This is a genomic window from Xanthomonas arboricola pv. guizotiae, from assembly GCF_002940205.1.
GTDB classification, from domain to species: Bacteria; Pseudomonadota; Gammaproteobacteria; order Xanthomonadales; family Xanthomonadaceae; genus Xanthomonas; species Xanthomonas arboricola_C.
The window spans coordinates 22,632-35,071 of the sequence record NZ_MDSK01000044.1 but is presented as its reverse complement, the minus strand read 5'-3'; the positions used below and the strand labels follow the sequence as shown (position 1 = coordinate 35,071).

The 12,440-nt window shown below is 66.5% G+C and carries 12 protein-coding genes; 4 read left to right on the top strand and 8 right to left on the bottom strand.

The features are described from left to right. Positions 1 to 118: 118 nt before the first annotated feature. Together XarbCFBP7408_RS22500 and XarbCFBP7408_RS19675 are read left to right on the top strand one after the other, a co-directional pair. Positions 119 to 442: a hypothetical protein gene (locus tag XarbCFBP7408_RS22500; protein ID WP_146093794.1), complete on the top strand. Its 324-nt coding sequence runs from the start codon at positions 119 to 121 to the stop codon at positions 440 to 442. 170 nt (positions 443 to 612) lie between these two features. After that, on the top strand, positions 613 to 2,481 hold the full coding sequence (locus tag XarbCFBP7408_RS19675; protein WP_104564380.1) for a methyl-accepting chemotaxis protein: 1,869 nt from the start codon (positions 613 to 615) through the stop codon (positions 2,479 to 2,481). A gap of 275 nt (positions 2,482 to 2,756) precedes the next feature. On the opposite strand, the gene XarbCFBP7408_RS19670 is transcribed toward XarbCFBP7408_RS19675, so the two are convergent. The 4 genes from XarbCFBP7408_RS19670 to rluD form a co-directional block, all read right to left on the bottom strand. After that, entirely contained in the window at positions 2,757 to 3,182 is a 426-nt protein-coding gene (locus XarbCFBP7408_RS19670) for a thiol-disulfide oxidoreductase DCC family protein (protein ID WP_104564379.1), read from the bottom strand. 70 nt (positions 3,183 to 3,252) lie between these two features. Next, positions 3,253 to 3,777: a DUF4166 domain-containing protein gene (locus XarbCFBP7408_RS19665; protein ID WP_181106982.1), complete on the bottom strand. Its 525-nt coding sequence runs from the start codon at positions 3,775 to 3,777 to the stop codon at positions 3,253 to 3,255. Positions 3,778 to 3,779: 2 nt separating this feature from the next. Next, positions 3,780 to 4,595 carry a peptidoglycan editing factor PgeF gene (pgeF, locus tag XarbCFBP7408_RS19660; RefSeq protein WP_104564378.1) on the bottom strand — a complete coding sequence of 272 codons (816 nt, stop codon included), beginning with the start codon at positions 4,593 to 4,595 and terminating at the stop codon, positions 3,780 to 3,782. Between the two features lies 1 nt (position 4,596). Continuing rightward, entirely contained in the window at positions 4,597 to 5,592 is a 996-nt protein-coding gene (gene rluD, locus XarbCFBP7408_RS19655; protein ID WP_104564377.1) for a 23S rRNA pseudouridine(1911/1915/1917) synthase RluD, read from the bottom strand. A gap of 120 nt (positions 5,593 to 5,712) precedes the next feature. On the opposite strand from rluD, the gene XarbCFBP7408_RS19650 reads away from it, so the two are divergent. Continuing rightward, positions 5,713 to 6,594, top strand: coding sequence for an outer membrane protein assembly factor BamD (locus XarbCFBP7408_RS19650; protein WP_104564376.1), 882 nt, complete (start codon positions 5,713 to 5,715; stop codon positions 6,592 to 6,594). Between the two features lie 321 nt (positions 6,595 to 6,915). After that, positions 6,916 to 7,407 carry a hypothetical protein gene (locus XarbCFBP7408_RS19645; protein ID WP_104564375.1) on the top strand — a complete coding sequence of 164 codons (492 nt, stop codon included), beginning with the start codon at positions 6,916 to 6,918 and terminating at the stop codon, positions 7,405 to 7,407. A gap of 9 nt (positions 7,408 to 7,416) precedes the next feature. On the opposite strand, the gene XarbCFBP7408_RS19640 is transcribed toward XarbCFBP7408_RS19645, so the two are convergent. From XarbCFBP7408_RS19640 to sucC, 4 genes are all read right to left on the bottom strand, one after another. Continuing rightward, entirely contained in the window at positions 7,417 to 9,057 is a 1,641-nt protein-coding gene (locus tag XarbCFBP7408_RS19640; protein ID WP_104564374.1) for an NAD+ synthase, read from the bottom strand. Positions 9,058 to 9,079: 22 nt separating this feature from the next. Further along, complete coding sequence (locus tag XarbCFBP7408_RS19635) at positions 9,080 to 9,451, bottom strand: endonuclease domain-containing protein (protein WP_104564373.1); 372 nt, start codon at positions 9,449 to 9,451, stop codon at positions 9,080 to 9,082. Positions 9,452 to 10,271: 820 nt separating this feature from the next. Continuing rightward, a complete protein-coding gene (gene sucD / locus XarbCFBP7408_RS19625) occupies positions 10,272 to 11,147 on the bottom strand; it encodes a succinate--CoA ligase subunit alpha (protein WP_011038208.1) in 876 nt (291 codons plus the stop codon). A gap of 24 nt (positions 11,148 to 11,171) precedes the next feature. After that, positions 11,172 to 12,341 (bottom strand): ADP-forming succinate--CoA ligase subunit beta, encoded by a 1,170-nt coding sequence (sucC, locus tag XarbCFBP7408_RS19620; RefSeq protein WP_016901264.1) that lies wholly within the window; start codon positions 12,339 to 12,341, stop codon positions 11,172 to 11,174. Positions 12,342 to 12,440 lie beyond the last annotated feature (99 nt).

Here is a 12,440-nt window from a genome sequence, read left to right as displayed (position 1 = left end):
GCGCTTCGAGAAGTTGGACGTCATGTTCCTTGGATTCCTCAACTTCGTCCTGGTCGTTGATGGGCTTCGGATGTGTTAACAGGCCCTAGTTGGGCATCGATAGACCGGTCATCGTGAGATGGCCGGTTTTTTTTGGGAATCGGGAATCGAGATTCGGGAATGGGAGAAGCGCTTTTCTGTCGTCTTTCAGGGCTGGGCTGGATTGATGGCGCGCCCAATTCCCCAATCCCCACTACCGATTCCCCGCGCTTCGATGCGTGTTCGTCGCGTTGCACCGATGGCGCCACTGGTCAGTCTTGATTGCGTGCATGCGATCGGACTGCATGGCGTCGAGGTCTACGAAGTGTTTACGGAGCCCGCCGATATTTCACGTGAAATTTACAATTGCAAGACCGGTATCCGGCTGCAAATCACGGTTCCGCAGCACATCGGGACGTACTGAAACCGCTTCCAAATCAACTACATCGGTGTTTTCGGGGGTCTGGTCGGCAGATTCCGACGAACGGTGATTTCACGCCGTCATGATTCGGGCTCGGCCGCCGATACCCCATAGCAGCCCATGCAGCGCAGGACGCCGCTCCCCACTCCGAATCACTCAGTTGGACTCAGCCTATGTCGCCCTCACCCGATGCCACCGCCGTCTCCCGCCCGCCTTCCGGCCGGAACCTTGCGCGTGCCAGCACGGCCGCATGGCTGCCTGCCGCTGCACAGATCGGGCTGCTGGGCTTGCTGACGCTCTACGCCGCCACGCTGCTGCCCGGCGGTGTCTGGACCGGCTTGGGCCGCTTGCTACCGGCGCTGCTGGTGCTGGGCGCGGCAAGTGCCGGGCTGTGGTGGTGGACGCGCCGTCGCGGTCTGGCGCAACTGCAACAGGCGATCGGCACGGTGACCGCCATCGGTGAAGGGCGCTTCCAGCGCCTGGATCTGCGCACCGCCTCCGGCGAACTCGCGCCATTGTTGCACGCCCTGCAGGCCACCCAGGACAAGCTCGCCATCCGCCTCGACGTGATGGAACAGGGCCTGCGCCATGGCCAGTTCGTGATCAAGGCGCTCGACGATCTGGACACCATGATCCGCATCGCCGACGACGACGGCCAGGTATTGTTCGCCAACCGCAAACTGCTCGCGATGCTCAAGCTGATCGAGCCGGACGTGCAGAGCTTCCGTCCCAGCTTCCATGCCGAGGGCTTCGTCGGCGGCAGCATCGGCGACATCTACCCGGACAGCCAGGCCGCGATCGATCGCATGCGCGCGTTGACCGCCTCCAAGGCCGTGCGTGCGCCGTTCTTCGGCCGCCAGATCGACTTCGTCTACAGCCCGATCATCGCCGCCGATGGCACCAAGCTGGGCACCATCGCGCAGTGGATGGACGTCACCGCGCAGGTCGCCGCCGAGCAGGCGCTGATCCAGATCATCGACGCCGCCTCTGCGGGCGATTTCAGCCGGCGCATGCAGGTCGACGGCATGGACGGCGTGTTGCTGTCGCTGGCGCAAGGCATCAACCGCATCTACGACTCGGTGGAAATCCACCTGGCCGCGTTGGCGCGCGTGATCGGCGCACTGGCCGAAGGCGACCTCACCCAGCGCGTGGACGGCGATGCGCACGGCATCTTCGCGCGCTTGCGTGACGACACCAACCAGACCGTGACCCGCCTGACCGAAATCATCGGTGGCATCCAGACCGCGTCGGACACCATCCGCCAGGCGGCGGTGGAGATCGCCGCCGGCAATACCGACCTGTCCGACCGCACCGAACAGCAGGCGGCCAATCTGGAAGAAACCGCCAGCTCGATGGAAGAACTCACCTCCACCGTGAAGCAGAACGCCGAGAGCGCGCTGCAGGCCAATCGGCTGGTGGTGGGCACCGGCGAAGTGGCGCAGAGCGGCGGCCAGGTGATGGACGATGTCGTGTCCACCATGAGCCAGATCAGCACCGCCTCGCGCAAGATCGGCGAGATCATCGGCGTCATCGACGGCATCGCCTTCCAGACCAATATCCTGGCGCTCAACGCCGCGGTGGAAGCCGCCCGCGCCGGCGAACAGGGTCGCGGCTTCGCGGTGGTGGCCTCGGAAGTGCGCGCGCTGGCGCGGCGCTCGGCCGATGCGGCCAAGGAGATCAAAACGCTGATCGCCGACTCCACCGACAAGGTCGAACTGGGCTCGGGCCTGGTGCACCGCGCCGGCGCGACCATGCGCGAGATCGTCGGCTCGGTCAAACACGTCACCGACATCATGAGCGAGATCACCGCCGCCAGTGCCGAGCAGTCCAGCGGCATCGAACAGGTCAACCGCACCGTCGCGCAACTGGACGAAGTCACCCAACGCAACGCCGCGCTGGTGGAAGAAGCCACCGCCGCCGCACGCAGCCTGGAAGAACAGGCCGTGGAGCTGGCCGATGCGGTGTCGATCTTCCGTCTGCAGCCCGCGCACGGCGGCAGCCCGAAGGTAGTGCGCGCAAACTTCGGAAACGCAGCCGCGTAAGCCGCCGTCACCCGAAGCGCGACATCACCGTAGGAGCGCACCCGGGCGCGACGAAGCTTTCCCGGGAAAGCCCCATCGCGCCCAGGGGCGCTCCTACACCGAGCAGGCATGCCTGTCCGCCACCACAGATCCAACGCACGCGGCCGCCAACACTCCGTATCAACAAGCCATCTTGGAAATCAACGCGCCGTCGTAGGAGCGCACCTGGGCGCGATGAGGCTTTCCCGGTAACGCCCAATCGCGCCCAGGGGCGCTCCTACGTCTAGCTGGGGGTGCTAGTCGAGAAACCGCTCGCGCTGCTCTGGGCTCGGCAGCATGCAATGCTCGCTGCGACCGAACCAGCGGTAGCGATGGCGTGCGATCAGGCGGTAGCCGATGTCGCGCACGCGACGCGGCACCAGGCGCAACACCGTGGCCAGCCGCCAGAAGCCGCCCAACCCGGCCAGCACCCGGACGATCGCGTCGCTGTCGGTCCATGCACCGCTGGCATCCACCAGCAGAAACGACAACGGGTCGTCCGGATCCAGGCCATGCCGCTGCAACAGCGCACGTCCGGCCTGGCCCTGCATTGCGGCAAAGCGATAACGCCCGCGTCGATCGTGACGCAGCAGGAACCTGACCCAGCCATTGCACAGCAGGCACACGCCATCGAACACGATGGTCGCGGGCAGCGCGCGTGGCTGACGGCCGGGCGGCTCCACGCGCGACGGTTTCGGGTGAGAAGGCTCCAACTGGGACGACTCCAGCTGAGACACGTCAACGAGCGGTGGATCAACGCGGTTCAAGCCAGCCCTCGTAGCGAATGAACGGGCCGACCAGCGGCAAGTGCACGTCGACCAGGCATCCGTAACGCCCGGCGTCGGCATGCTCGCGGCAACGCACCTGCTCGAACCAGCGCGCAGGCAGCCGGATCCAGCCCAGTGCCCACACCCGGGTGGCCTGCCAGTACAGCGATTGCGCGTCGGCGCGCAGCGCAAATTCGAACCGTACCGCGCCCAGATGTTCGCGCAAGCGCGTGCCCTCGCGCCACAGGCGCGAATGCATCGGCAGACCACCAAACCGCCGATGCCAGCGCTCGCCCGTCGCGTCGGTGAGAAACTCCACTTCGACCTCCACCTCGCCAGTGCGCGGCAAGCGGCTCAGCAGCGCCAGTAACGGGACCAGCGCATGCGTGCCGCGCTGAATCCTTGCCCGGCCCGCGAAGATCTGCCGCTGCTGCACCGAATGCAGCGCGCGCACCGGCGCAGGCAGCTGCGCGAACGCGTCCTGCCCCAGCACCTGCGCGAACAACGGCACGCTCAGGGCGCGATCCAGGCCAGCGTGGCCATGCGTCCGCTGCGACGGTCGCGCCGATGCGAGAAGAAGCGTTGCGGCTCGGAAATGGTGCACAGCCCGCCGCCGTGGATGGCGCTGGCCGGCACACCGGCTTGCTGCAGGCGCTGACGCGCCAACGCATACAAGTCCACCCGCCAATGCCCCGGGCGGGTCGCAACGAACGCGCGTTGCGCCTGCGCATCGTGCGCGACGAAGGCGTTGAACACGTCTTCACCGATTTCATAGGCCTGCGGCCCTGCTGCCGGCCCCAACCATGCCAACACCTGCTGCGGCGGCGTGCGCATCGCCGCCACGCTGCGCTCCAGCATGCCGTCGGCCAGGCCGCGCCAGCCTGCATGCGCGGCGGCCACTTCGCTGCCATCGCCAGCGGCGAGCACGACCGGCAGGCAATCGGCGGTGAGGATCGCCAGCACCACGCCGGGCACGGCGGTCACCGCTGCATCGGCGACCGGTTCCTGCGCCCCTGGCGCGCCAGTGCCCGCTACACGTGGCTGTTGGCCGGACGCGAGTACGGGCGCGTCGACACGCAGCACCTCCACCCCATGCACCTGACGCAGCCACTGCGGGGTGCCGGGCAGTGCCAGCGCCTCGACCAGCAGCGCCCGGTTGCGTTCCACCTGCTCCGGCGCGTCGCCATCGGCACTGTGGCGGTTGCCGAGGTTGAGCGTGTCGAACGGCGCCAACGAGCCGCCCAGGCCGTGACGCAGCGTGGTCAGCGCATGGATGCGTGGTGGCGCCGGCCAGTCGACCGGCAGCACGAAGGGCGCGGCAGCGGCCACCTCAGCGGCGCGCCAGCTCGGCGGCGCGTGCGCTGTCTTCGCGCAGGGCCGCCAGCAGCCGCTGCAGGTCGGCCGGCACCGGCGCACTGGCGCGCACCGGCTCGCCGCTGACCGGATGCAGGAATTCCAGGGTTTCGGCATGCAGCGCCTGGCGCTTGAAGCTGCGCAGCTCGTGCACCAGGTCGTCGGTGGCGCCCTTGGGCAGCTTGAGCGCGCCGCCGTACAGCGGGTCGCCGACGATCGGCGACTTCAGGTGCGCCATGTGCACGCGGATCTGGTGGGTGCGCCCGGTTTCCAGCCGGCATTCCAGCGCGGTATGCGCGCGGAAACGCTCGCGCAGCCGGTAATGGGTGACCGCATCGCGGCCGTCGTCGCGCACCGCCATCTTCAGCCGATCGCGCGGATGGCGGTCGATCGGCGCGTTGGCGGTGCCGCCGGAGACCAGCGCGCCCACCACCACCGCCAGATACTGGCGATGCACATCGCGTGCGGACAGCTGTTCCACCAGCGCGGTCTGCGCCTGCACGGTGCGCGCCACCACCATCACCCCGCTGGTGTCCTTGTCCAGCCGGTGCACCACGCCGGCGCGCGGCACCGCCGCCAGCGCCGGGTCGCGGAACAACAGCGCGTTGACCAGGGTGCCGTCCGGATTACCCGCGCCCGGATGCACCACCAGGCCGGCCGGCTTGTCGATCACCAGCACCTGCTCGTCTTCGTACAGCACGCTCAACGGGATGTCCTGCGGCGCGGCGTGGGTCTGGGTCTCCAGCACCACCTGCACCTGCACGCTCTCGCCGCCGCGCAAGGTGTCGCGCGGGCGCGCCATTTCCCCGTTCAGCAACGCATCGCCGGACTTGATCCACTCCGACAGGCGCGAGCGCGAGAATTCGGGGAACAGCTCGGCCAGCACCGCGTCGAAACGGCGCCCGGCGGCGTTGTCGGGCACGATCGCCTGGCGGATGGACGGGTCGAGGGGGTCGGCAGATGGGTCGGACATGGACGCAGGCACTCAGGCAAAAGCGGGAATTTGGCGGTCCGGGCGGCGGGAGTCAGTCGCCGGACAGGCCACTAGGCTATCATCGCGCTCTCGTTTTCCTGATGCGTCCTGCCCAGACCCATGATCCGACGGTCCACGTTTTCCGCGCCTGCGCGCCTGATTGCCCTCATGCTGGTCATGGCGTTCGTCGTCACCGGCTGCCACCGCGGCGCCAAGGACAAGAATCCCGACGAGGGCATGCCGGCCGAGCAGCTCTACGGCAAGGGCCACAATCTGATGGAAAAGGGCAACTGGGCCGGCGCCGAAGCCAGCTACAAGCGCCTGATCGCCCAGTACCCGTACGGGCCGTACACCGAGCAGGCGATGATCGAAACCGCCTACGCCCGGTACAAGGCCGGCAAGCACGACGACACCGTCTCCAGCGTCGACCGCTTCATCCGCACCTACCCGACCCATCGCAACATCTCGTATCTGTACTACCTGCGTGGGCTGGCCAACAGCAACCGCGACACGGTGTTCCTGCGCCGTGTGTGGTCGCTGGATCCGAGCCGTCGCGACCTGTCCTCGCCGCAGCAGGCCTATAACGACTTCAACACCGTCACCGACCGCTATCCGAACAGCCGCTACGCGCCGGATGCGCGCAAGCGCATGATCGAGCTGCGCGACGTGTTCGCCCAGCATGAACTGGACAACGCGCTGTACTACCTGCGGCGCAATGCCTGGGTGTCGGCGGCCGGCCGCGCCAACTACCTGCTGGAAACCTATCCGCAGAGCGCCTACCAATACGACGCGGTCGCGGTGCTGGCCGAGGCCTACACCCACCTGGGCAACAAGACCCTGGCCGCCGACGCACGCCGCGTGCTGGAGCTCAACAGCCCGCAGCACCCGTGGCTGACCGGCGACTGGCCGAAGTATCCCTGGGCCATCCGCAAGCTCAACCCGTTCGCCGGCGAGAAGTCCGCCGCCACCGGCCAGCGCAACGCAAAGATGAGCCGCGACTGAGACAGTAGTCGCCGGTGTGATGAGAAAGGGGCCGCAAGGCCCCTTTTTTGTTGCGGTAACGCGCCTGCGGCGGTGACGGCGCGCAGGCACTCGCGATGCCTGGCGACAGTGCCGCCTGATCGACCGAGAGATCGGCCGTCCCGCATTCCTCGCCCGCGTTCCTCGCCCGCGTTCTACCTTCTCGCGCAACGCGGATCGCGCCTGCCTGCGTCAGCTGCAGGCGCCTCGCCAGACCTGGCACCCGGTCACCGAACCGCGCATGCGCCCTACCTATACTCAAGAAAGATCCGACTCCCCGCTGGCGCCCGCCCAGGAGGCCGCATGTCCCGCTGCATCGTCCCGTTCCTGCTCGCCCTGTTGCTGGCGGCAGTGAGCACGACCGCCACTGCGGCGCCGATCGTCTACGGCGTCAACGCCCACGACAATCGCCCCGGCTATTCCATGGCCCAGGCCGAGGCCCGCTTCCAGCTGCTGGCCGCACGCAATCTGCGCAGCTACCGCTTCGATGTGGACCCGCGTGATTGTGCCGAGATCTACACCGGCAACACCACCGGCGATGCGGACGGCGGCCGCGGCTGCTATGACAGCCTGGCGCAGCTGCTGCGCAACCTGCGCGACAACTATGCCGACGTGGTGTCCGAGGTGAACGTCTACGAATTGCTGGACCAGACCACCATCCAGGGCGCCGAAGGCCATTTCGGCCTGATGTACGACCTGACCCGGCCCAAGCCGACCCTGGACCTGCTCACCCGCTTCGCCCAGGCACCGGCCACCGCAACGGCAGCCGATGCGCCGGGCGACCGACCGCGATAGCCGTTCGGGCTACTGGCCGGAATAGCCATTGGTGATCGGGTAACGCCGCTCGCGGCCGAACGCGCGCCGCGACACCTTGGGCCCGGGCGCGGCCTGGTGGCGCTTCCATTCATTGAGCCGCACCAGCCGCAGCACGTGTTCCACCGTGTCGGCGGCATAGCCGGCCGCGACGATGTCATCGCGCGACTGCTCCTGGTCGACGTAGCGGTACAGGATGCCGTCCAGCACATCGTACGGCGGCAGCGAATCCTGGTCGGTCTGGTTGTCGCGCAACTCGGCCGAGGGCGGGCGCGAAATCACGGCCGGCGGTATCACCGGCGCCCCGCCCACGGTATTGCGCCACTTGGCCAGGCCGAACACTTCGGTCTTGTACAGGTCCTTGAGCGGGGCGTAGCCGCCGCACATGTCGCCGTAGATGGTGGCGTAACCCACCGCGTACTCGCTCTTGTTGCCGGTGGTCAGCAGCAGCCCGCCGAACTTATTGGACAGCGCCATCAGGATCACCCCCCGGCTGCGCGACTGCAGGTTTTCTTCGGTGATGTCCGGCTGGGTACCTTCGAACATCGGCCCCAGCGCGGCGAGCAGGCCTTCGAACGCCGGCTCGATCGCAATGGTTTCCAGCCTGACGCCCAGCGCGCGGCATTGCTCGTCGGCCAGATCGTTGGATAGGTTGGCTGTGTAGCGCGACGGCAGCCGCACTGCGGTGACGTTGTCGCCGCCCAGCGCATCGACCGCCATCGCCAGCACCAGCGCCGAATCGATGCCGCCGGACAGGCCCAGCCAAACCTTGCTGAAGCCGTTCTTGCGGCAATAGTCCTGCAGGCCGCGCACCACGGCGCGCCAGGCCAGCGCATCCATGCTCTCGTCGCCATCGTCCACCCACACCACCGGGGTGAAACTGCGCTCGCCGGCGGCGTAGTCCACCACCAGCCACTGATCGACGAAGGCGGCAGCGGCCGGATGCACGGTGCCGTCGCCATCGGCCACCACCGATGCGCCGTCGAACACCAGCGCGTCCTGGCCGCCGACCATGTTGAGGTAGGCAATCGCCGCCCCGCTCTCACGGGTGCGCTCGGCCAGCAGGGCATCGCGCTGCGCATGCTTGCCGCGCTCGTAGGGCGAGGCATTGGGCACCAGCACCAGCTCGGCACCGGCCTGCACGGTCCTGGCCAGCGGCTCGGCAAACCACAGGTCCTCGCAGATCACCACGCCCACCTGCACGCCCTTGACCGTGACCACGCAGTTGTCGCCATCCGGGTCCACGTCGAAGTAGCGGCGCTCGTCGAACACTGCGTAATTGGGCAATTCGCGCTTGCGATACGTCGCCTCGATACGCCCGTCGCGCAACACGCTGGCGGCGTTGTAGACCACGCTGCCGGCACTTTGCGGCCAGCCGACCACCGCCACGATGCCGCGCGTAGTGGCGGCGATGCGCACCAGCGCTTCCTGGCAATGGGCGAGAAACCCGGGCCGCAGCAGCAGATCTTCCGGCGGGTAGCCGCTGATCGCCAGCTCGGGAAACAGCACGATGTCGGCCTCGAACTCGTCGCGCGCTGCCGCGATGAAGTCGATGATGCGATCGGTATTGCGCGCCACGGCGCCGACCGGGAAGTCGAACTGCGCCATGGCGATGCGGAGCGTCTGGGACATAGCGGCAGCCTTTTGCGGATTCCTAGCGAACATCGGAAAGAGGGGAGGAAGAGCGGGCAACACACAAAGCTTGCGCGATCACATGACAAACGTCGTTGGTCCGCATCAGCACCTCATTATTCCAGAAGCGCAGCAGCTGGAAGCCCTCGCGCTGCAGGAAGGTGCTGCGTGGCGCGTCGGAGCAGGCGTTCAGATGCTGGCTGCCGTCGAGTTCGACAATCAATGCACACTCCAAACAAGCGAAATCTGCGATATACGGCCCAACCGGACATTGCCTGCGGAACTTGAATCCCAACAAGCGCCGGTCACGCAGACGGTACCAAAGCAGGCGCTCGGCGGCAGTCATCTCGCGTCGCAAGGTTCTTGCAAACTGGATTTTCGCGCGGGCGCGCATCGGACACCGCCAGGTCGAGGTTTAGCTCGCAGCTTGTGGCGAACGGCGCCCGCCCGCTATCGGCCGTGGTCGTTGGGGCGTGTAGGGAAAGGCGGCCCTCACCCCTACCCCTCTCCCGCAAGCGGGAGAGGGGAAATCCAATGCGCAGGCCAAACAGCAGCTCTCACTCCTTGCTCCCGCTCCTGCTCCCGCTCCTGCTCCCGCTTCTGCTCCCGCTTCTGCTCCTGCTCCCGCTTCTGCTCCTGCTCCTGCTCCTGCTCCCGCTTCTGCTCCTGCTCCTGCTCCTGCTCCCGCTTCTGCTTCTGCTTCTGCTTCTGCTTCTGCTGCCGCTTCTGCTTCTGTTTCTGCTGCTGCTCCGGCCGCTCCGGCCGCTTCTGCCGCTTCTGCTCCTGCTGTTGCTCCTGCTGTTGCTCCTGCTGTTGCTTCTGCTCCTGCTGTTGCTGTTGCTGTTGCTGTTGCTGCTGTTGCTGTTGCTGCTGTTGCTGTTGCTGTTGCTGTTGCTGTTGCTGCTGTTGCTGCTGTTGCTGTTGCTGCTGCTGTTGCTGTTGCTGTTGCTGCTGTTGCTGTTGCTGTTGCTGTTGCTGTTGCTGCTGCTGCTGTTGCTGCTGTTGCTGTTGCTGTTGCTGTCGCTGCCTCCGCCTGTGCTGAATCCGCAGCCGCCCTCACTACGCCGGCGGCTACGCCACCTGCGCGCTGCTCCCTTCTCCCGCCCGCGGGAGAAGGTGCCCGAAGGGCGGATGAGGGCAGCACTCCCCGGCCACAAAAAAGGCCGCCCAAAGGCGGCCTCTCCAACGCTCGCACGCTCACGCGCGCAGCGTGCTTACTTCACCAGCGCAGCGATCGCCGCACCCAGATCGCCCGGCGAACGGACGGTCTTGACGCCGGCAGCTTCCATCGCCGCAAACTTGCCTTCGGCCGTGCCCTTGCCGCCCGATGCGATCGCACCGGCGTGGCCCATGCGCTTGCCGGCCGGCGCCGACGCACCGGCGATGAAGCCGACCACCGGCTTCTTCACGAACTGCTTGATGTACTCGGCACCGGCTTCCTCGGCGTCGCCACCGATTTCGCCGACCATGATGATGCCTTCGGTCTGCGGGTCTTCGTTGAACAGCTTGAGGCAGTCGACGAAGTTCAGGCCGTTGATCGGGTCGCCACCGATCCCGATGCAGGTGCTCTGGCCCAGGCCCACTTCGGTGGTCTGCTTGACCGCTTCATAGGTCAGGGTGCCCGAACGCGACACGATGCCGATCTTGCCCGGCTTGTGGATGTGGCCCGGCATGATGCCGATCTTGCACTCGCCCGGGGTGATCACCCCGGGGCAGTTCGGCCCGATCAGCACGGTGTCCGGATGCGAGCGGGTCAGCACGTTCTTGACGCGCAGCATGTCCAGCACCGGGATGCCCTCGGTGATGCACACGATGACCTTGATGCCGGCCGCAGCCGCTTCCAGGATCGCATCGGCCGCGTACGGCGGCGGCACGTAGATCACCGACGCATCGGCGCCGGTGCTCTGCACGGCATCGGCCACGGTGTTGAACACCGGCAGGTCGATATGCGTGGTGCCGCCCTTGCCCGGCGTCACGCCGCCGACGACCTGGGTGCCGTACTCGATCATCTGAGTGGCGTGGAAGGTGCCCTGCTGGCCGGTGAAGCCCTGCACGATCACCTTGGTGTTCTTGTTAATCAAAACGGACATGGATAGTTCCTTCGGTGTCGTGGATCAGGCGGCGTTCTTGACAGCTTCGACGACCTTCTTGGCACCGTCGTTGATGTTGTCGGCCGGGATGATGGCCATGCCGCTATCGCGCAGCAGCTGCTTGCCTTCTTCCACGTTGGTGCCTTCCAGGCGCACCACGACCGGGACCTTGACGCCCACTTCCTTGACCGCAGCGATGATGCCCTCGGCAATCATGTCGCAGCGGACGATGCCGCCGAAGATGTTCACGAAGATGCCTTCGACCTTGTCCGAAGACAGGATCAGCTTGAACGCTTCGATGACGCGCTGCTTGTTCGCACCGCCGCCCACGTCCAGGAAGTTCGCCGGCTCGCCGCCGTTGAGCTTGATCACGTCCATGGTGGCCATGGCCAGGCCTGCGCCGTTGACCATGCAACCGATGTTGCCGTCCATGGTGACGTAGTTGATGTCCAGCTCCGACGCGGTCACTTCGGTCTCGTCTTCCTGCGTCTTGTCGCGCATGGCGACCAGCTGCTTCTGACGGAACGCGGCGTTGTCGTCGCTGTCGAACTTGCCGTCCAGCGCATACAGGTTGCCGTCGTCCAGGATCGCCAGCGGGTTGATTTCAACCAGCGCCAGATCCTTTTCGTTGAACAGGCGGTACAGATTCACCATGATGCTGGCGAACTGGCCGGCCTGCTTGGCGGTCAGGCCGAGCTTGAAGCCGAAATCGCGGCCGTGGTAGCCCTGCACGCCTTCGACGAAATCGACGTTGAGCGAGTGGATCAGCTCCGGCGTCTCGGCGGCGACCTGCTCGATCTCCACGCCACCCTCGCTGGACGCGATATAGGTGATGGTCTTGGTGCCGCGGTCGACCAGGATCGACAGGTACAGCTCCTTGACGATCTCGCCGGCGGTGGTCACCAGCACCAGGTTGATCGGCAGCTCGACGCCGGCGGTCTGGTAGGTGGACATCTTGGTGCCGAGCATCTTGGCCGCTGCGGCCTTCACGTCGTCGGTGGTCTTGCAGAACTTGACGCCGCCAGCCTTACCGCGACCGCCCGCGTGGATCTGCGCCTTCACCATCCAGGGGCCCTTGCCCAGGGAATTGGCGACTTCAACCGCTTCGTCCGGGGTCGCCGCGACCTTGCCGGCCGGAACGGGGATGCCGTACTCGGCAAGCAGCTGTTTTGACTGGTATTCGTGGAAATTCATGCGTCACCGTGGGAAAAGGAAACGACCGCTGCGTGCAACGCAGACCGCCTGGGCGGCACGTCAAGAGACGCGAACGGGCCGCCTATTGTGGCCGACCAC

What these genes read in the sequence shown, in the direction of transcription:
- sucC (WP_016901264.1), bottom strand. Translation starts at nt 12,341, where the DNA reads ATGAATTTCCACGAATACCAGTCAAAACAGCTGCTTGCCGAGTACGGC.
- XarbCFBP7408_RS19650 (WP_104564376.1), top strand. Translation starts at nt 5,713, where the DNA reads ATGATCCGACGGTCCACGTTTTCCGCGCCTGCGCGCCTGATTGCCCTC.
- sucD (WP_011038208.1), bottom strand. Translation starts at nt 11,147, where the DNA reads ATGTCCGTTTTGATTAACAAGAACACCAAGGTGATCGTGCAGGGCTTC.
- rluD (WP_104564377.1), bottom strand. Translation starts at nt 5,592, where the DNA reads ATGTCCGACCCATCTGCCGACCCCCTCGACCCGTCCATCCGCCAGGCG.
- XarbCFBP7408_RS19640 (WP_104564374.1), bottom strand. Translation starts at nt 9,057, where the DNA reads ATGTCCCAGACGCTCCGCATCGCCATGGCGCAGTTCGACTTCCCGGTC.
- XarbCFBP7408_RS19675 (WP_104564380.1), top strand. Translation starts at nt 613, where the DNA reads ATGTCGCCCTCACCCGATGCCACCGCCGTCTCCCGCCCGCCTTCCGGC.
- XarbCFBP7408_RS22500 (WP_146093794.1), top strand. Translation starts at nt 119, where the DNA reads ATGGCCGGTTTTTTTTGGGAATCGGGAATCGAGATTCGGGAATGGGAG.
- XarbCFBP7408_RS19635 (WP_104564373.1), bottom strand. Translation starts at nt 9,451, where the DNA reads ATGCGCGCCCGCGCGAAAATCCAGTTTGCAAGAACCTTGCGACGCGAG.
- XarbCFBP7408_RS19645 (WP_104564375.1), top strand. Translation starts at nt 6,916, where the DNA reads ATGTCCCGCTGCATCGTCCCGTTCCTGCTCGCCCTGTTGCTGGCGGCA.